The organism is Qipengyuania flava (assembly GCF_019448255.1).
GTDB classification, from domain to species: domain Bacteria; phylum Pseudomonadota; class Alphaproteobacteria; order Sphingomonadales; family Sphingomonadaceae; genus Qipengyuania; species Qipengyuania flava_A.
Genome location: NZ_CP080410.1, coordinates 2,629,299 through 2,647,101, shown reverse-complemented (window position 1 = coordinate 2,647,101; position 17,803 = coordinate 2,629,299). Strand labels below are relative to the sequence as shown.

Here is a 17,803-nt window from a genome sequence, read left to right as displayed (position 1 = left end):
GTCCCTAGTTCGGGTTCGCGGGCTCGTCGGAGCCTTCGGACGCCTCGACCGCTTCGTAAACCCGCATCACCGCTGCGGCGATGTCGCCGGGCACCTCTTCCTGCAGGAAATGGCCGGCTTCGGTCTCGGTCACGCGCGCGGTCGGGAAATTGGCCTTCATGGTTTCAAGCCCCGGACCAAGGATCGGGTCTTTCGTGCCCCAGACGATTTCCACCGGCACATCGAGCGTGCCGATATAGTCTTCGATCATCTGCATCTCGTTGGCGCTGGGGTGGTCGGGACTGTCCGGCACCATGCGCATCATGGCGAGCGGGGCCTTGAAGTTGCCGCTTTCGGTGACCGGCCGGCCATAGAGCGCGCTCACGTCCGGCGGAATCGAGGCGGGATCGCCTTGCGCATCGGCGAGCCGGTCGAAGATCGACACCACGCGTTCGAACAGCAGTTCGCCGACGATCGGAGTCTGCGCCGTGGCGTGGGCCGACGACAGGTCGCGCTGCTCTCTCGGCGCGTTGAGCCCGGTGTTCATGATCACCGCGCCCTTGAGCAGCTCAGGGGACTGAGCGAGCGCGCCCATACCGACTGGGCCGCCCCAATCCTGGCCGACATAGATGACCTCTTCGAGCTGGAGCTGGTCCAGCAGCGCCCCTGTCCAGCGCAGGTGGTTGTCGAGCTGGTGCTCGCTTGCCGGGACCTTGGTGGAAAAGCCGAGGCCCACCAGCGTCGGCATGATCAGGCGGAAACGGTCGCGGGGCAGTTCGGCAGCAACCTTGCGGTAGAGCAGCCCGTTGGTCGGATTGCCGTGCTGGAGATAGACGGGATAGCCTTCGCCCACTTCCAGCACATGCATTTTGATGCCGGGTTCGACCTCGACGAGGTAACTCTTGTAGTCGCTATCGATGGCCGCGCTGACATAGTCGGGCAGCGGGAAGGCTTCGAAAGTCCCCCCGGCGACGGTCACGGTGCCGCTACCTTCCGGCGTGATCGTTTCCCCATCGCGCGTGATGAAGAATGCACCGATCACCAGCACAATGGCGAGGATCCCCACGCCCAACAGCAGCTTCCGCTTCATCACACGGTCCTCTCTTCTCGATTACATCGTGAGGCTGGCGGCCCCTTCACGATAGTCCGATCCTTCAGCTCACCGCCCGCCGATAGAGGTGCCAGGTCGCGTGGCCCAGAACGGGCAGGACCACGAACAGGCCAAGGAAGAAGGGCAGGATAGCCGCGAAAAGCGCCAGTGCGATGACAAGGGCCCACAGCAGCAGCACGCCGAAATTCGCACTGAGCGTCTTGAAGCTGGTGATGATGGCGGTGATGAAATCCACGTCGCGGTCGACCAGCATGGGCAGGCTCATCAGTGTGATGGCGTAAAACACGAAAGCGATGACCGCGCCAACCGCCCCGCCTACGGCCAGCATGGTGAGCCCCATCTGCGAGGTGAGGAAGGCCATGCCTTCGCCAAGTCCGGCGGCCGAAGCAAAGATCGCAAAGATCGTGTGCGCGATGATCACCCAGAAGCTGAAGCCGACAAAGATGATCCCGCCCATCAGCAGCAACTGCTCGTCGCCGCGCCCGCGCAGCGCGCCCAGGATCGTGCCCCAACTGGTCGGCAAGTCCCGCTCGAGCCTGCGGCTGACTTCATAGAGGCCGACGGCGGCGAAGGGCGCGAAGAGCGGGAAACCGGCAACCGCGGCGATCAGCCAGCGCGTCTCGCCGCGCACCATCAGCAGGTAATAGAGCCCCGCGCCGACCAGCACGTAGAAGGAGGCGAAGAAGAAACCGTACTGCGGGCGGGCTAGGAAATCGCGCCAGCCCTTGCGCACCGCATCCACGAGATCGCCGGCTGTCAGGTCGGCTGCTACGCCGATGCCGGTTCCGTTCGCGCTTTTCCCCATCGCGTTTCTCCCTCCGCAGCAGGATGCCGTGAGAAGAGGTTTCGTTCAAGAGACGGGGGCTAGCGGCCTTTGGGCTTCTCCAGCACCTTCTTGCGGAAGCTGCACAGATCGGTCAGCTCGCACCGCCAGCACTCAGGTGTCCGCGCCTTGCAGACATAGCGGCCATGCAGGATCAGCCAGTGATGCGCGCCGAGGCGGAACGGTTGCGGCACGCGCTTTTCAAGCTTTGCCTCGACCTGTTCGGGCGTCTTGCCCTTGGCAAGGCCGGTGCGGTTGCCGACGCGCAGGATATGCGTGTCGACCGCGAAGGTCTCCTGCCCGAACCAGCAATTGAGCACGACATTGGCGGTCTTGCGGCCCACGCCGGGCAGGCGGACGAGATCTTCCCGTGTGTCAGGCACTTCGCCGCCGTACTCATCGACCAGCAACTGGCTCAGGAGGATCACGTTCTTGGCCTTGGAGTTGAACAGGCCGATCGTCTTGATGTGCTCCTTCAGCCCGTCTTCGCCCAGTTCAAGCATCTGCTGCGGCGTCTCGACCTTGCGAAACAGCGCGCGTGTCGCCTTGTTCACGCCCACGTCGGTCGCCTGAGCGGACAGCGCGACGGCGACGACAAGCTGGTAGGCGTTGCCATACTCCAGCTCGGTCTCGGGCGAGGGGTTGTCTTCCGCGAGGCGGCGGAAGAACTCGAAAATCTGGTCTTTGGTCATGGGGTCCGCGTCACAGGTCGGTCTTGGCCTCGATCTCTTCGAGGGCTTTCTTCATGGCCTTGCGCCGGCGCTGCATTGCATCGCTGAAGGCAGCGGCGACGATCCCGGTCGGCAGCGCGACCAGCAAGACGCCGCCGATCGCTACCAGCATGCCGATCATCCGGCCGGGCGTGGTGATGGGATAGACATCGCCATAACCCACCGTGGTCAGCGTGATCACTGCCCACCACAGCGCGCGCGGGATCGAACCGAAGGCTTCAGGCTGGATGCTGCCTTCGACCCAGTAGAGCCCGGCAGCGCCCAGCAGCACCAGCACGAAGGCGAGAGTGGCGCACACCAGCAGGTCGTAGCTGCGTTCCCTCAGCGCTGCGCCGATCTCGCGCATGGCAGCGGAAAAGCGGCTGAACTTGAGGATCGAGACGATCCGCAGCAGCCGGATGACACGCAGCACCGCCGCGTTGGCGATGAAGAAGGGCGCAAGGCTCACCAGCACCACGAGCAGGTCGATGAGGCCGATGGGCGAGACCATGAACTTTACGCGTTTGCTGAAGTCGCTCTCGGGTCCTTCCCGCTCCGGCGCGGCGTAAATCCGGGCAAGATATTCGAGTAGGAAAATCATCCCGAAAGCGAACTCGGCGATAAGGATCTCGTGCTGGTAGGGCTCGCGGATATTGGGTTCGGTCGCCACGATACCGACGCCGAGCGCGGCAAGGATGGCCCACACCACAAGCTTGTTGAGCAGCGTGAGCTTGCCATTCGGCCACGAGCCGATGTGCAGTTCCCGGTGAAGGCGCGCGCGCAGGGTCATGAGCCGATGCCGAGCACCTCGTCCATCGAATAGCGCCCTGCATCGCGACCGATCAGCCATTCGGCCGCCTTCACCGCGCCGCGGGCGAAGATGCTGCGGTTCTCGGCCTGGTGGGAAAGGGTAATGCGCTCTTCCTCGCCGGCCAGGATCACGCTGTGGTCGCCGGCAACGGTCCCTCCGCGAAGGGCCGCAAAGCCGATGGCGCCTTCGCTGCGCGCGCCAGTATGCCCGTCGCGCCCGCGCTCGGAATGGGGGGCTAGGTCGATCCCGCGCCCAGCCGCCGCCGCTTCGCCCAGCAGCAGGGCTGTCCCGCTGGGCGCGTCGACCTTGCGGCGGTGATGCATCTCGACGATCTCGATATCCCATTCAGACCCGAGCCGCGCGGCGGCTTCACGCACGAGATGGGCCAGCAGCGTAACGCCGAGCGAGGTGTTGCCGGTTTGCAGGACGGGGATCGCCCGCGCCGCCGCATCGATCGCGCGATGGTTGTCACTGTGGAGGCCGGTTGTTCCGACCACGATCGGAATGCCCGCCCCGATGGCAGCGTGAAGGTTCGCATCGAGCGCCGCCGGCGCGGAGAAATCGACCAGCGCGTCGCTTTCGTCGGCCAAGGCGGCCGGATCGCCGCCCTTGTCGATGCCGCCCGAAAGGGAATGCCCGCTTGCCTTGATCACCTCGGCAAGCGCGTGCCCCATCGCGCCTTCGCTGCCGATTATTCCGATGCGTGCCAAACGCTTTCCCCTCTGTGCGCCTTGTCGTGAGTGTCGAGCACTAACCGAGCGCCCGCAAGGGTCAAATGGTGGCTATCGAAATAGAGCGGCATGCCGTCCACGGTTATCCGGCTGCGATTGCCTGCGATTAGGGCCTCGGCGGGATCGATCACGACCACGCCCCTTGACCGCCACTCGTCGAACTGGCGAGCCAGCCAGGCGCTGTCGCGGGCGTGCTCGCTGGCCGGCCGGGCCGTGGGGTTGGGAAGGCCATAGGCTGCGGCGCGCTGCAAGGCGCGCGGGACATCGTACGCCTGCTTGGGAACCGCGCCGATCAGCACGACCTTGCGACCGGCCCGCTCGAGACGCGCTATTGTGGCATCGAGCGTCGCTGCCGGTGCGGCGTCGCGATATTCGCCGCTCGCCCAGTAGGCGGACAGATAGACCGTGCGGATAGAGGGCGTGCGTTCGATCTCGGCGATAACCGCCTCGTTGAAACGCCCGCAGGCGCTGTCCTCGCTGGCAGCGAAGTCGAGGATAGGCGCACAGCTGCCAAAGGTTCGCTGGCTCAGCGCGCGACCTTGTGTGCCCAGTTTCTGACCCAGCACCCAGGCAAATTCGACCCCATGGCTGTCGCCCCACAGTAGCGAATCCGGTTCGGTATCGGCGCCGAGCCGGCACTTGCCCTTGTCGGCGATATCGCTGACAAGGCAGGCGTCGCGCACGGGGCTGCGGTCCTGCGCCGCAGCGGCAATGGCGCCGACGCGCGCAGGGAAGCGGGTGTCCCACGGGCCGGCGGCGATCAAGGCGAGACAGGCAGCGCCAAGACCGCCCAGTCCGGCCGCGCTGAAGGCGAACACGCGCTGCCGCGAAACCTTGCGCCGATCGCGCCATGGGGTTTCGACCCAGACCAGGCTGGCCCAGGCGATAAGCAGCGACGCCGCGACTATCGCGATGCTTTGCCATCCAGAGACGCGAGCGGCCTGCGCGTATTCGGTGAACACGATGATCGGCCAGTGCCAGAGGTAGAGCGAGTAGCTCAAAAGCCCGATCCAGACCGCAGGCTTCCAGGCGAGAAGCCGGCCGGCGGAAGTGCCCGGTGCGCAATGAATGAGAAGCGCCGCACCCAGTACCGGCGGGATTGCGGCGAGGCCGGGAAAGACCGTGGCCTTGTCGTAGGCGAAAACGGCATACGCAATCAGGGCGATCCCCAGCCACGAGAGCGCTTCGCGAAGGGGGCGCGATCCGATTGCGGGGACAGCGCCGAGGGCTAGGAGCGACCCGGCAAGGAGCTCCCATGCCCGCGGGGGAAGCATGTAGAAGGCAAAGCCATCGGCCTTGCCCTGCGTCGCAACCGCCCAGCCGAGGCTGCCGAGCGCAAGCAGGCTGACGAGAGCGACGCGCCAGCGGCGGGCGAACAGGGCAATGCCGAGCAGGGCCAGCGGGAAGACGATGTAGAACTGCTCTTCGACGCCGAGCGACCAGGTGTGGAGCAGCGGCATCGTCTCGGCCGCGCCCTGAAAATAGCCGGTCTGGCTGAAGAACCAGACATTGCCGAGGAAGAACAGCGCCGCGAGCGCCGACTTGGGCACATCCTCGAAATCGCCGGGCAGGTAGAAGAAGGAGGCCGCAACCAGCACGGCCGCGACCATCACGAACAGCGCCGGCAGGATGCGCCGCGCGCGCCGCTCGTAGAAGCTCCAGACCGAAAAGCGTCCCTCATCCACCTCGCGCGCGATGATGCCGGTAATCAGGAAACCGGAGATCACGAAAAAGATGTCGACGCCGACAAAGCCGCCCGAAAAACCGGGAACGCGCGCGTGATACAGCACGACGGGCAGCACAGCGAGTGCGCGCAGGCCGTCGATGTCGGCCCGGTATCCGGAAGTGCCCACCGGCGTCATGACTGTTGACCTCGACCCCTTGTCCGTCGGAATGGCAGTGCATGACAGACATTCGCAACATCGTCATCCTCACAGGCGCAGGTGTCTCAGCAGAGAGCGGAATCGATACGTTTCGCGACGCCGGGGGCCTGTGGGAGCAGCACAAGGTCGAGGACGTCGCAACGCCCGAAGGCTTCGCGCGCGATCCCGATCTGGTCCTCCGCTTCTACGACATGCGCCGCGAGGCGATCCAGGCAAAGCAGCCCAATGCCGCGCATGAAGCGCTCGCGCGGCTGGACAGGGAGTGGGACGGCGAGTTGCTCATCGTGACACAAAACGTCGACGACCTGCATGAACGCGCCGGTGCCAAGCGTACGCTCCATATGCACGGCACCCATCTCAACGCCTGGTGCACCGCCTGCGACGCGAGGACGCGCTGGACCGGCCCCCTGATAGACCGACCCGAGTGCCCCAAGTGCGGAGCGCGCAGCCTGCGGCCGGACGTCGTGTGGTTCGGCGAAATGCCTTACGAAATGGATCGTATCTACGCAGCGCTCCGGCAGGCGGACCTGTTCGTCAGTATCGGCACGTCGGGCGCGGTCTATCCGGCGGCGGGTTTCGTGCGCGACGCGCGCGAATTGCGCATCCGGACGCTGGAACTCAATCTCGAGCCCAGCCAGGGAAGCCGCTGGTTTCACGAATCGCGCCACGGCCCGGCAACGCAAGTGGTCCCGCAATGGGTGGAAGAGTTGCTTGGGTGACAATCCGCGCGAAAGCGGGCAGAACTGGCGAAACGCAATTAGGGAGAATGGCGATGGCAACCGCGGTGGACACGCAATCGAGCGCACTTGGCATGGAAGCGGGGTTCAACATTCCCGATCCGACCACGGTGGACCGGCTGGAAGGCAAGGTCTCGGATGCCGAGTGGAAGCTGCGCTGCGAGCTCGCTGCGACCTATCGCCTGTGCGCGCTGCACGGCTGGACCGACCTCGTTTTCACGCACATTTCCGCGCGCCTGCCCGATGAAAACGGCGAAGAACGCTTCCTCATCAACCCCTACGGCGTGATGTTCGACGAGATGACCGCCTCCTCGCTGGTCAAGATCGACATGGACGGCACGCCGCAGCAGGAAACGCCCTACTTCACCAACCCCGCCGGCTTTACCATTCACAGCGCGGTCCATTCTGCGCGCGAAGACGCGGGCTGCGTAATCCATGTGCACACGCCTTACGGGGTCGCGGTATCGGTCCAGAAGGAAGGGCTGCGGCGCTACACCCAGTTCGCGATGCAGGTGCACGACGATCTTGCCTATCACGACTATGAAGGGATTGCCCTCGACCTCGACGAACGCGAGCGGCTGGTGGCCGACATCGGCGAGAAGAACCTGCTGATCCTGCGCAACCACGGCACGCTGACGATCGGTCGCAATTGCGCGCTCGCCTTCCTGCGGATGTACCTGCTCGAAAACAGCTGCAAGACGCAGATCTTCGCGCAGTCGGTGGGCGATCCGGACCAGCTGAAGGAAGAGGACGAGGCGATGAGCGCCCGCGTCTTCCAGCAGGCGGCACCCGCTTTCATGCCGGGCCTTGGCGATAATCTCGTCTGGCCGGGCCTGCTGCGCAAGCTGAACCGCACGAACCCCGGCTACGACTACTAGGCGGAGACCTCCGGGCCTGCTGCGCATCCGGAGCAGGCCGGGTCCTTGGCAATGGTGAAACTGCGCATGGCGGGCTTCAGCCCGTCGAGCAGGTGCACGCGTCCCCAATCGGCCTCGCCCAGCGCACTCACGCCGTCGAGCAGCACGCGCACAGCCTGCATGGCAGCGAAGGTCGCGACCCAGCCTGCCATGGCGCCCAGCATGCCGTCTTCCGCGCAGGTGTCGCAGTCCTCGGCGTCGAAGGCATCGCCCACGAAGCAGCGGTAGCAGGACTGGTCGGGCAGGTGGCCCGCGAAGGCGCCGACCTGGCCCTGGAAACGGCCCACGGCTGCCGACAGCAGCGGCACACGCGCGGCAACGCAGGCGTCGGAAACTGCCAGGCGCGTGGCGAAATTGTCCGTCCCGTCTAGCACGAGATCGGCACCCTCCAGCAGGGCCGAGGCGTTCTCGCGCGTGATGCGCCGGTCGCTGATCGTCACGTCGAGCGCGGGGTCGAAGCCGGTGACCCAGCGCTTGGCTATGACCGCCTTGCCGTGCCCGACATCGCGTTCGTTATAGAGCGTCTGGCGCTGGAGGTTGCTCGCATCGACCTTGTCGTCATCGACCAGCGTCAGCTTCCCGATGCCGGCGCCGGCGAGGTATTGGAGAGCGGGCGACCCGATCCCTCCCAGGCCGACCAGCACGAGATGACGCTGGGCTAACGCGACCTGGCCCGCACCGCCGATCTCCGGCAACACGATATGGCGCGCAAAGCGATCGAGACGTTCAGGCGGCAGGCTCATGCGGCGGTATCCTCGGGCTCGGCCTCGGGCACCCGTTCCTTGCGAAAGCCGTGCATACCGTTCCACCACTGGATCGCGATGACGGCTCCCTTGGAAGGTTGCAGCAGGGCAAGGAGCATCGCCACGGCCAGGGGGATGATGATCGCTATGGTCATCGATGCGGACAGGTTCCAGTCGCCCATCATCATGATGAGAACGGGCGCAAGCAGGTGCCCGGTCACAAAAATCGCGATGTAGGCGGGAAAATCATCCGCGCGCTGGCCGGTCATGTCGAGCGCGCAGGCGCGGCAGTGGTCCACCGGTTTGAGCCACTTACGAAACAGCGCCGCCTCGCCGCAGCGCGGGCACTGGCCCCTTGCGCCGCGCAGTAGCGCCGCGCCGAAGGTGTGCGGGAGGGCGACATCGGTGCGCAGGCTAGGGGGCGGGGTGTCCGGCATGGAACGCCCTTTGGCCTGTCCCGCGCGCGCTGTCGACAGGCCTGTGCATAGGCCTGTCGACGAGCGGTGCAGATTGTGTGGAGCGAACCCGAAGGGCTGCGGGCGTTCCCGTCAGCTTTCCAGCTGGCGCAGCAGGCTGCGCACATCGCCGTCCATGTCGGCGTCGCGCTGGCGCAGGTCTTCGATCAGGCGCACGGCATGGATCACCGTCGAATGATCGCGACCGCCGAACTTGCGTCCGATTTCGGGATAGCTGCGCGGGGTCAGCACCTTGGAAAGGTACATGGCCACCTGGCGCGGGCGCACGACGGCGCGGGCGCGGCGCTTGCTGCTCATTTCCGAGCGATCGATGCGGTAGAACTGGCACACGGTGCGCTGGATCTCGTCGATCGTGATCCGTCGACGGTTGGCCGAGAGGATATCGGTCAGCTGCTCTTCGGCGAGCTGGAGCGATACTTCCTGCCCGGTCAGCTGCGCATAGGCGATCAGCTTGTTGAGGCCGCCGACCAGCTCGCGCACGTTGCGCGTGATGGTGCGGGCAAGGAAGTCGAGCACATCCGCAGGTACTTCAAGCGGAGCAAAACGCGTCAGCTTGGAGGTGAGGATCTTCTTGCGCAGCTCGATGTCGGCCGCCTGGATATCGGCGACGAGACCCATCGAGAGGCGCGAAAGGAGCCGCGGCTCGACCCCGTCCAGAGCCTGCGGCGCGCGGTCTGCGGCGAAGACGAGGCGTTTGCCTTCCGCCAGCAGCGCGTCGATCGTGTAGAGCAGTTCTTCCTGCGCGGAGGCCTTGCCGATGATGAACTGGATGTCGTCCACCAGCAGCAGGTCGAAGCTGCGCAGGCGCGCCTTGAATTCCAGCATCTGGTTGGCCTTCAGCGCCTGGACGAATTCGACCATGAAACGCTCGGCGCTGCAGTAGAAGATGCGGCTGCGCGGGTGGGCCTGCAGGAAGCTGTGGCCGATCGCGTGCAACAGGTGCGTCTTGCCCTGGCCGGTGGCGGCCTTGAGGTAGAGCGGCGAGAACTGCGGCTTCTCGGTCGCGCCCATGCGCTGCGCGGCATTGAAGGCGAGCACATTGGCTTCGCCGGTGATGAAGGCGGCAAAGGTCAGGCTCGGGTCGAGGCCGACCGAGCTGGTGAAGCCGGCATCGCCCAGCGTGTCCGCGCTGATCGCCATCATGCTGGTGTCGGCGCCGTCGTTGGCCGGACGGCGACCGTCGGAGTGCAGGCGCAGGTCGGCGACCTGGCGGCGGCCCGGATGCACCTGGATGCGCACCTCGCGCACTTCGCTGCGCGCGATCTTCCAGGCAAGGCTCAGCCGGTCGGCAAAACGGTCCTTGACCCAGTTGGCGCTGAACTCGGTCGGCAGGAAAAGGTCGAGCGTGCCCGTGTCCTTGTCGATGCCGCCGACCTGGATCGGCTTGATCCACTGGCTGTGAAGCTGGTGACCCAGATCCTTGCGCAGGCCCTGGCTGATGTCGGCCCAGTCAGCCGCCAGGTTCACTGCCTCGTGATCTTCCATGAAATCGTCCTGTGCCTTTTGCGTAGCCCCGTCACTCGATGCTTTGCGCATGCTTGTTCCATCCCCCGATCAGCGCCTCACGACGCTCGTGATTTTGTCTCGCTAAAGGGTAGGCACAGCGTCGCCTATCTCCGGAAACGGTGCTTCCGGAGGTCCCCCTCGCATATCGATTTTCCTAGAGCGCTGGCTGTCCCGTCCTGCGCCGAGAACCATTGTGTAAGTGGATGGCCGGATGAGTCGCAAGGGGGATAACTGCAAAAAATCTGAAATAATGTTGTTGACTCAAGTGTAAGCCGCAGACCTGCGTTGAAGGGTCTGATTTCATTGAGAAAGTGGGTCTGGCGAGAGGCGACTCGTGAGATTCCCGTGAGTTAGGTTACAGAGCGGTTGCAATTAGGTATCGATATGCAACCTGGATACGACAAAGGGGCCACCGGAAAGACCGGCAGCCCCTTTTGTTCGCACCCGATCGGTTGCCCGATCGCAGCCGCGCGCAGCTTTAGAGAGCAGCGACTCGCTTGCTCAGGCGGCTCATCTTGCGAGCCGCGGTGTTCTTGTGGAACACGCCGCGGGCAACACCGCGTGCCAGTTCCGGCTGGGCAGCCTTGAGAGCAGCCTGCGCGCTATCCTTGTCGCCACCTTCGATGGCGGTCTCAACCTTCTTCAGGAAGCCACGGATGCGGCTCACGCGGGCGGTGTTGATTTCGGCCCGGCGGTTGTTGCGACGGATGCGCTTCTTGGCTTGCGGCGTGTTGGCCATGTTTGTCCTCGTCAGGCCGCGCGGGTATCGCGCGGCGGTAAATCTCGTAAGTGCGTGCGAATGGGCGGCAGGTGCCGCCGGAAAGCGGCGCACTTAGCCCTGAGTGTCCGAGTCGTCAAGCAAATCGTCCACCCGCCAAGGAACCGTGTGCAACGGCTCTGGTTGGCCCTATATGAGTAGCCCCACACGAAAGGACAAGGCGTGAGCGACAAGCCCGAAAGCAGCGATGCCGAATGGCGCGCAAAACTGACCCCCGAGCAGTATCACATCCTGCGCGAGGCCGGGACCGAGCGCCCCTTCACGGGCAAGTACGACAAGCATTACGATGCCGGCGAGTACTATTGCGCCGGCTGCGGGCAGAAGCTGTTCGAGAGCGACGACAAGTACAACAGCGGGTGCGGCTGGCCGGCCTTCACCGCGCCGGCCGAAGGCGAAGCGGTCGACGAGCATCGCGACACCTCGCACGGCATGATTCGCACCGAAGTGACCTGTTCCAATTGCGGCGGGCACCTGGGCCATGTCTTTCCGGACGGCCCTCCTGACCGCGGCGGGCTTCGCTATTGCATCAATTCGGCCGCGCTCGATTTCGAAGCTGACGATTGATCACCGTGCACCGATCAAACCCGTTCACGCGGGGTTAGACCTCGCCATGCTTGATTGTGGCAACTATAGGGCGGCGAACAACAAGGGTGCCAGCATAGCCGATGGATAAGAGAGGGAGCCGCCGCAAGCGTTCGGCGCGCAAGGAACGCGCCGCCCGCGCTGCAGCGGACAAGCCGCAAAGCCGTTTCAAACTCTGGGCTCGTCGACTCCTTATCGGAGGCGGGGCGCTGGCGCTGCTGGGCGCGCTGTTCGTGGGACTGGCGGTGGCCTTCGCCGCACGGTCCATGCCGAGCTATTACCAGCTGAAGGCCACGCAGACCGCGCAGACAATTGTCGTGCGCGCGCGTGACGGAACCGAAATCGTCGAGCTGGGCCCCAGCTTTGGCAAGTGGCTGACGGCGGAAGAAATCCCGCAGGTCATGAAGGACGCTATGATCGCGGTCGAGGACCGGCGCTACTATTCGCACTTCGGCATCGATTTCTGGCGCACCGGCGGCGCGATCGTGGAAGGTATCACCGGCTCGCGCTCGCGGGTTGGCGGTACGTCGACGATCAGCCAGCAGCTGGCCCGCAACGTCTTCCTCAACAACAACCGCTCGATCGACCGCAAGGCGCGCGAGGCGATCCTGGCGATGGCGCTGGAATGGAAGTTCTCGAAGGAGCAGATCCTCGAGCTCTACCTCAACAAGGTCTATTTCGGTGGCGGGGCCTACGGCATCGATAGCGCAAGCCGGAAATTCTTCAGCCATCCGGCAACCGAACTGTCGGTGGCCGAGGCAGCGATTATTGCAGGGCTGGTGAAGGCGCCGAGCCGCTATTCGCCGACTGCCGATGTCGACGCCGCGGTGGGCCGTGCCAGCGTGGTCCTGCGCCTGATGAAGGAACAGGGACGGATCGCGCCCGATGTCACGGTCGATCCCAGCACGGTCAATCTAAAGGAAGAAGCCGGGCAGAACTCGGTGCGCTATTTCACCGATTGGGTGCTTCCCCAGCTCGACCTGCTGCTGCCGGAAACCTTTGAGCCGATCGAGGTGTGGACCACGCTCGATGTCGGCATGCAGCGTGCCGCGACCGCGGCGGTGCAGGCGAACACGCCGGACGGCGCGCAAGGGGCCCTTGTCAGCATGGACCGCGACGGCGCGATCCTCGCGCTGGTGGGCGGCACCGATTACGTCGAGACCAATTACAACCGCGCGACCGACGCGCTGCGCCAGCCAGGCTCGTCCTGGAAGCTGTTCGTCTATCTGGCCGCCCTCGAAGCCGGCTACACGCCCGATGACCGGGTGGTGGACACGCCGGTCACGATCAATGGCTGGAGCCCGCGCAATTCCAACGGGCGCAACGTGGGCGAAATCGACCTGCGCACTGCCTTCGCCTATTCGACCAACACGGTCGCAGCCCAGCTCGGCAACGAGGTCGGTTTCGGCACGGTCGCCTCCATGGCGCGGCGCTTCGGCATCTCGACCGAAATCAACACTTTCCCCGCCATGGTGCTGGGATCGAACGAGGTACGCCTGCTCGACATGACCCGCTCGTTCGCAGCGGTCTCGGCGCGCGGCAATTCGGTCGAACCCTACGGCGTCCTCAAGGTCGAAACGGCCGATGGGGAGCTGCTCTACCAGCACCAGGCGGCGCGCAGCACGCAGCTCGTGCCCGATTACGTCGCGGCCGGGATCACCGATCTGCTGCAAACCGCGGTTGCCACCGGCACGGGCCGCGCCGCGCAGATCGGCCGTCCGGTTGCCGGCAAGACCGGCACGACCAGCTCCAACAAGGATGGCTATTTCGTCGGTTTCTCCTCGGGCATCACCACGGGTGTGTGGATGGGCCGGGATGACAACGCACGCGTTGGCGGGCTGCAGGGCGGCACGGCCCCGGCGCGCGCCTTTGCCGCCTATATGCGCTACGCCGTGAAGGACCGGCCGGTCGAGGAATTCGACACCGACTTGCAGCTTCCCGAATGGCAGCTTGAGCCCGATGACGAGTACCTGCTCGGCGATCCAGAGGATTATTATTTCATCGACGAGCAGGGGAACCTGATCGAGCCGGGCACCTCCAGCCAGCCGCGCCAGGATCCCTTCGGCGAGGAATTCGACCGTACGCTCGATCCCAACCGCCAGCGTCCCCCGGCAACCGCGCCAACAGCGCCGCCGCAGACGCCGAACCGCGGGGCGGACGGCGCTCCGCAGGCGATCGGGGACGATTTCCTCGAGGAAGCCACGGGCGGCAGGACGGGCCCCAACAACTAGGGCTGGTATACCGGATACAAGAAGGGCGGCCCTTCCAAAGTGGAGGGGCCGCCCTTGTTCGTTTCGAACAGTTGCGCCTTAGCGGAGGCGGACCGCCACATACTGCGGCGGGCGGCCGCGGCGCTGAACGCGCAGCAGCACCGCTTCGCGGTTCTCGCGCTGGGCGGTGCGGATGGTGTTTTCGAGGTCCTCGAGGCTCACCACCGGGCGGTAGTTCGCCGTCAGGATGATGTCGCCGCGGCGCAGGCCCTTGCGGGCCGCGTCGGAGTTCTGGTCGACCCCGCCGACCACGAGGCCGCGGGTGTCGGCGCCAACGCCGAGCTGGCGCGCGATCTGCGCGTTGAGGGGTAGCACCTGCAGGCCGAGGTTCTCTTCGATCACCGCGTTGTCGCCCGGCTCCATCATGTCCTCTTCCGCATCGGGATCGAACTGCTGCTGCTGGCGCAGTTCTTCCTCGCTCGGACGCTTGCCGACGGTGACGTTGATGCGGCGGGTCTCGCCGTCGCGGATCAGCTCGACGGGGATCGTGGTGCCCGGCGAAATGTTGGCGACGAGGAACGACAGCGTCTGCTCCGGCGTCACGTCCTGGCCGTTGATCTTGGTCACGATGTCGCCTGCTTGAAGGCCGGCACGGTCGGCAGCCTCACCCGGCTGGACCGATTGCACGAATTCACCGCGGTTCTGCGGGATGCCGAGCGAATCCGCGAGGTCGTCCGTCACCGGGGTGATCTGCACGCCAAGGTAGCCGCGCTCGATCTCGACGCCGTCGCGCAGCTGCTGCACGATCGGGGCTGCGATTTCCGCGGGAATGGCAAAGCCGATGCCGACGCTGCCGCCCGAAGGCGAGAAGATCGCGTTGTTGATGCCGATCACATTGCCCTGCATGTCGAACAGCGGGCCGCCGGAATTGCCGCGGTTGATGGCGGCATCGGTCTGGATGTAGCGGTCGTAGGCGCCGCCCTGGCCGGTGTTGCGATAGACCGCCGAAACGATGCCCGAGGTCACCGTGCCGCCAAGGCCGAAGGGATTGCCGATGGCCACCACCCAATCACCCGGGCGCGCCTGCGCGCTGTCGCCGAATTCGACGAAGGGGAAGGCTTCGCGGCGGCTGATCTTCAGGACTGCAAGGTCGCTCTGCGCGTCGGTGCCGACCAGCTCGGCTTCGTATTCGGTGCCGTCGGGCATGGTGACGGTGATCTCTTCCACCGTCCCGCGACCGCTCGGGCTGACGACGTGGTTGTTCGTCACGACATAGCCATCGGCCGAGATGATGAAGCCCGAACCCAAGGACTGGCCTTCGCGGTACTGCGGCTCCTGCTGCTGGCCCTGGCGGCGGTTGAACAGGCCTTCGAACGGCGTACCGGCAAAGGGATTGCCGTTGTTCGTTGCCACTTCGATGCGCTGGCGGGTCGAGATGTTGACTACCGCCGGCTGGAGCTGCGCGGTCAGGTCGGCAAAACTCTCAGGAGCGCCGGCGCGGGGGACGACGCTCGCCATGCGGCTGTCGTCGTTCTGCGCGACCTGGGCGCCGGCCGGATAGCCGGTCGCGAGCGAGATCGCAGCGCCACCCACCAGCAGCGCGCTCGTCACGGAATATGCATATCGCACGGGCTTCACGTCCTCTTTGTCCTCTTCTTTACTGTGGCATGGAGCCATGCCGGCGTCAGTTCACCTACCGCCGTCTGGCCCATGCGTTCCGGAGGGCGACTGTCGCGCCCGCCGCTGAATGCCGTTTGAACGGCTGCCTTCGCGCTCGACGAACGGTCAACGACGCCCGCGGAACTGCCGCAGGTATTCGTTGTCCGGCGAGAGAATGATGCTGCTTTCCGACGGGTTTTCGCCGTTCGAGAAAGTGGCGTCATAACTCTGCATGGCGCGGTAGAAATCGTAGAATTCCGCGTCCTTGCCGAAGCTTTCGGCGTAGATGCGCGCGGCTTCTGCGTCGGCTTCGGCGCGGATGATCCGCGCGTCGCGGCTGCCGCCGGCGCGGATGGTGCGCGCTTCGCGTTCACGATCCGATTCCATTCGGCGGAAGGCCGACTGCAGCGGCGCTTCGGGAAGGTCGGTGCGCATGATCTTCACGTCCACCACTTCGGCGCCGTACTGGCGCGCCTGCCGGTCGAGATTGGCGCGCACGTTGGCGAGCGCGCTGCCGCGTTCGGCGGTGAGCATCGACTGGAAGGTGCGGCGGCCCAGTTCCTGGCGCAGCACCGAGTTGAGGATCGGCTCGAGCGCGTTGCGCACGCCGTCCGTGGTGCCCGCGCGTTCGACCATGCGGACCGGATCGGTGATGCGGAAGCGGGCATACGCGTTCACCAGCAGGCGCTGCTGGTCGGCCGAAAGCACTTCCTCGTCGTTCATTTCGAGGTCGAGCAGGCGCTTTTCGATGCGGCGGACCGAATCGATGAACGGCACGCGCAGGTATAGGCCTGCGCCGGTTTCCCCGCCGGGCGTGTTCACGACGCCGACCGGGTTACCCGTTCGGATGATGACGACCTGTTCCTCTTCGGGAACGACATAGGCGCTCATCATGAAAGCAACGATCGCGACGCCCAGCGCGAGCAGCGAGTTGCGGTGATCCTGGAAGAAGCTGCTCATGTCACTGGCCCTCCGGCGCGGTGATAGTGGTCGTCGGTTCCTGCGCGCGCCGGCGGATTTCCGGCAGCGGGAGGTAGGGCGTCACGTTGTTCGTCTCGACGATGGTCTTGTCGGTCTGGCTGAGCACGCGCTCCATGGTCTCGTAATAGAGACGCTGGCGGGTGACCTGCGGAGCAAGGCGGTACTGTTCGTAGACCTTGTCGAAGGCCTCGGCCTCACCTTCGGCCTGCGCCAGCACCTGCTGGGCGTAACCGCGGGCCTGGTTGCGCGCCGCATCGGCGTTCTGTTCTGCGACCTGCACGTCGCGGAAGGCGTCGACCACCTGAGCGGGCGGGTCGGCCTTCTCGATTTCGACACCCAGCACGCGCACACCGGCGCCGTAGCTGTCGAGCGTGGCCTGCATGCGTTCGCGCACGTCCTGTTCGATCGCCGCACGGCCCTGGCCCGAGAAGGTCTCGTCGAGCTCGGTTTCGGCAACCGAGGCGCGCATGGCGGCTTCGGCGGCTTCGTTGACCGTTTCTTCAGGGTCGACAACGCGGAACTTGAAGCCTTCGAGGTCCTTGATGTTCCAGCGCACGATATAGGACAGGTCGACCAGGTTCTGGTCGCCGGTCAGGATCAGCTTGGCCTGGCTGTTGTTGCCCGGAATGCGCACGGTGCGCACGCCTTCCACGTCTTCGACATCGACGGTCTCGATCGGGAAGGGGGCGGAGAAGTTGAGGCCCGGCTCCATCTTGCGGGTGTAATTGCCGAGCGTCTTCACAACGGCTTCCTGCTGCGGGCCGATCAGGTGGAAGCTGGTCGCCACAAGGCCGAGGCCGATGATCGCCACCACGGCCACCGGGAACCAGCTCTTGCCCCCCGGGCGCTGGGGGAAGCGGAAGTTCGATCCGCCACCACCGCCGCCGCGGCGCGGGCCTTCAGGGCCCCGGTTCTTGAAGATATCCTCGATATTGGGAGCCCGGCGGCCATCGTCGCCGCCGCCCGGCGGAAGCCAGGGATTGCGCGGACCCTTGGGCTTGTCGCCGCCGTTCGACCCGGTCGGCTTGTCGTTATCACCGCCATTCCCGGAGCCACCGCCCCAGGGGCTTTTCTTGCCTGCCATTGCGAGGGAGATCCTCTGTCCTAACCCGTCAAAAACTCTCATGGAGTTTGTTATAGGTGCCTTGCGCCGGAAAAACAGGGGT

Annotated in this window: 17 protein-coding genes; 4 read left to right on the top strand and 13 right to left on the bottom strand. The window is 65.2% G+C overall.

The features are described 5' to 3' along the window. Window positions 1-4: 4 nt before the first annotated feature. From KUV82_RS13105 to KUV82_RS13080, 6 genes are all read right to left on the bottom strand, one after another. Window positions 5-1,069, bottom strand: coding sequence for an alpha/beta fold hydrolase (locus KUV82_RS13105; protein ID WP_219954689.1), 1,065 nt, complete (start codon window positions 1,067-1,069; stop codon window positions 5-7). A gap of 64 nt (window positions 1,070-1,133) precedes the next feature. Continuing rightward, window positions 1,134-1,895, bottom strand: coding sequence for a DUF2189 domain-containing protein (locus KUV82_RS13100; protein WP_219954688.1), 762 nt, complete (start codon window positions 1,893-1,895; stop codon window positions 1,134-1,136). Between the two features lie 59 nt (window positions 1,896-1,954). Next, window positions 1,955-2,605, bottom strand: a complete 651-nt coding sequence (gene nth / locus KUV82_RS13095) for an endonuclease III (protein ID WP_219954687.1) — start codon at window positions 2,603-2,605, stop codon at window positions 1,955-1,957. Between the two features lie 10 nt (window positions 2,606-2,615). Beyond that, window positions 2,616-3,413: an ion transporter gene (locus tag KUV82_RS13090; protein WP_219954686.1), complete on the bottom strand. Its 798-nt coding sequence runs from the start codon at window positions 3,411-3,413 to the stop codon at window positions 2,616-2,618. Further along, entirely contained in the window at window positions 3,410-4,144 is a 735-nt protein-coding gene (dapB, locus tag KUV82_RS13085; protein ID WP_219954685.1) for a 4-hydroxy-tetrahydrodipicolinate reductase, read from the bottom strand. The genes KUV82_RS13090 and dapB overlap by 4 nt, the downstream gene beginning before the upstream one ends. Then, entirely contained in the window at window positions 4,126-6,027 is a 1,902-nt protein-coding gene (locus KUV82_RS13080; protein ID WP_219954684.1) for an acyltransferase family protein, read from the bottom strand. Before KUV82_RS13080 ends, dapB begins: the two co-directional genes overlap by 19 nt. A gap of 41 nt (window positions 6,028-6,068) precedes the next feature. Here KUV82_RS13080 and KUV82_RS13075 point away from each other — a divergent pair, with 41 nt between their 5' ends. Both KUV82_RS13075 and KUV82_RS13070 read left to right on the top strand, forming a co-directional pair. Beyond that, a complete protein-coding gene (locus KUV82_RS13075) occupies window positions 6,069-6,767 on the top strand; it encodes an NAD-dependent deacylase (RefSeq protein WP_219954683.1) in 699 nt (232 codons plus the stop codon). 53 nt (window positions 6,768-6,820) lie between these two features. Next, window positions 6,821-7,663: a class II aldolase/adducin family protein gene (locus KUV82_RS13070; RefSeq protein WP_258319762.1), complete on the top strand. Its 843-nt coding sequence runs from the start codon at window positions 6,821-6,823 to the stop codon at window positions 7,661-7,663. Here the strand turns inward: KUV82_RS13070 and KUV82_RS13065 are convergent. The 4 genes from KUV82_RS13065 to rpsT form a co-directional block, all read right to left on the bottom strand. Next, window positions 7,660-8,445 carry a HesA/MoeB/ThiF family protein gene (locus tag KUV82_RS13065; RefSeq protein ID WP_219954682.1) on the bottom strand — a complete coding sequence of 262 codons (786 nt, stop codon included), beginning with the start codon at window positions 8,443-8,445 and terminating at the stop codon, window positions 7,660-7,662. The genes KUV82_RS13070 and KUV82_RS13065 overlap by 4 nt on opposite strands. After that, the gene (locus KUV82_RS13060) at window positions 8,442-8,882 is read right to left on the bottom strand and encodes a DUF983 domain-containing protein (RefSeq protein ID WP_219954681.1); all 441 of its coding nucleotides are present in this window, start codon (window positions 8,880-8,882) and stop codon (window positions 8,442-8,444) included. The genes KUV82_RS13065 and KUV82_RS13060 overlap by 4 nt, the downstream gene beginning before the upstream one ends. A 111-nt stretch (window positions 8,883-8,993) precedes the next feature. Beyond that, window positions 8,994-10,457, bottom strand: a complete 1,464-nt coding sequence (gene dnaA / locus KUV82_RS13055; RefSeq protein ID WP_219954680.1) for a chromosomal replication initiator protein DnaA — start codon at window positions 10,455-10,457, stop codon at window positions 8,994-8,996. Between the two features lie 448 nt (window positions 10,458-10,905). Then, window positions 10,906-11,166, bottom strand: coding sequence for a 30S ribosomal protein S20 (rpsT, locus tag KUV82_RS13050; protein WP_219954679.1), 261 nt, complete (start codon window positions 11,164-11,166; stop codon window positions 10,906-10,908). Between the two features lie 201 nt (window positions 11,167-11,367). Here rpsT and msrB point away from each other — a divergent pair, with 201 nt between their 5' ends. Together msrB and KUV82_RS13040 are read left to right on the top strand one after the other, a co-directional pair. After that, the gene (gene msrB / locus KUV82_RS13045; protein WP_219954678.1) at window positions 11,368-11,769 is read left to right on the top strand and encodes a peptide-methionine (R)-S-oxide reductase MsrB; all 402 of its coding nucleotides are present in this window, start codon (window positions 11,368-11,370) and stop codon (window positions 11,767-11,769) included. 101 nt (window positions 11,770-11,870) lie between these two features. Next, complete coding sequence (locus KUV82_RS13040; protein WP_219954677.1) at window positions 11,871-14,018, top strand: transglycosylase domain-containing protein; 2,148 nt, start codon at window positions 11,871-11,873, stop codon at window positions 14,016-14,018. A 78-nt stretch (window positions 14,019-14,096) separates the two neighbouring features. Here KUV82_RS13040 and KUV82_RS13035 read toward each other — a convergent pair whose 3' ends face one another. The 3 genes from KUV82_RS13035 to hflK form a co-directional block, all read right to left on the bottom strand. Continuing rightward, window positions 14,097-15,674: a Do family serine endopeptidase gene (locus KUV82_RS13035; RefSeq protein WP_219954676.1), complete on the bottom strand. Its 1,578-nt coding sequence runs from the start codon at window positions 15,672-15,674 to the stop codon at window positions 14,097-14,099. A gap of 108 nt (window positions 15,675-15,782) precedes the next feature. After that, window positions 15,783-16,616 (bottom strand): protease modulator HflC, encoded by an 834-nt coding sequence (gene hflC / locus KUV82_RS13030; protein WP_219954675.1) that lies wholly within the window; start codon window positions 16,614-16,616, stop codon window positions 15,783-15,785. Window position 16,617: 1 nt separating this feature from the next. Beyond that, window positions 16,618-17,721, bottom strand: a complete 1,104-nt coding sequence (gene hflK / locus KUV82_RS13025) for a protease modulator HflK (protein ID WP_258319761.1) — start codon at window positions 17,719-17,721, stop codon at window positions 16,618-16,620. Window positions 17,722-17,803 lie beyond the last annotated feature (82 nt).

Excerpts from the sequence above, each read along its gene's own strand:
- KUV82_RS13065 (WP_219954682.1), bottom strand. The coding sequence starts at position 8,445 with ATGAGCCTGCCGCCTGAACGTCTCGATCGCTTTGCGCGCCATATCGTG.
- hflK (WP_258319761.1), bottom strand. The coding sequence starts at position 17,721 with ATGGCAGGCAAGAAAAGCCCCTGGGGCGGTGGCTCCGGGAATGGCGGT.
- dnaA (WP_219954680.1), bottom strand. The coding sequence starts at position 10,457 with ATGCGCAAAGCATCGAGTGACGGGGCTACGCAAAAGGCACAGGACGAT.
- KUV82_RS13060 (WP_219954681.1), bottom strand. The coding sequence starts at position 8,882 with ATGCCGGACACCCCGCCCCCTAGCCTGCGCACCGATGTCGCCCTCCCG.
- hflC (WP_219954675.1), bottom strand. The coding sequence starts at position 16,616 with ATGAGCAGCTTCTTCCAGGATCACCGCAACTCGCTGCTCGCGCTGGGC.
- KUV82_RS13035 (WP_219954676.1), bottom strand. The coding sequence starts at position 15,674 with ATGGCTCCATGCCACAGTAAAGAAGAGGACAAAGAGGACGTGAAGCCC.
- KUV82_RS13080 (WP_219954684.1), bottom strand. The coding sequence starts at position 6,027 with ATGACGCCGGTGGGCACTTCCGGATACCGGGCCGACATCGACGGCCTG.
- KUV82_RS13070 (WP_258319762.1), top strand. The coding sequence starts at position 6,821 with ATGGCAACCGCGGTGGACACGCAATCGAGCGCACTTGGCATGGAAGCG.
- KUV82_RS13075 (WP_219954683.1), top strand. The coding sequence starts at position 6,069 with ATGACAGACATTCGCAACATCGTCATCCTCACAGGCGCAGGTGTCTCA.
- KUV82_RS13090 (WP_219954686.1), bottom strand. The coding sequence starts at position 3,413 with ATGACCCTGCGCGCGCGCCTTCACCGGGAACTGCACATCGGCTCGTGG.
- KUV82_RS13040 (WP_219954677.1), top strand. The coding sequence starts at position 11,871 with ATGGATAAGAGAGGGAGCCGCCGCAAGCGTTCGGCGCGCAAGGAACGC.
- KUV82_RS13105 (WP_219954689.1), bottom strand. The coding sequence starts at position 1,069 with ATGAAGCGGAAGCTGCTGTTGGGCGTGGGGATCCTCGCCATTGTGCTG.
- KUV82_RS13100 (WP_219954688.1), bottom strand. The coding sequence starts at position 1,895 with ATGGGGAAAAGCGCGAACGGAACCGGCATCGGCGTAGCAGCCGACCTG.
- nth (WP_219954687.1), bottom strand. The coding sequence starts at position 2,605 with ATGACCAAAGACCAGATTTTCGAGTTCTTCCGCCGCCTCGCGGAAGAC.
- rpsT (WP_219954679.1), bottom strand. The coding sequence starts at position 11,166 with ATGGCCAACACGCCGCAAGCCAAGAAGCGCATCCGTCGCAACAACCGC.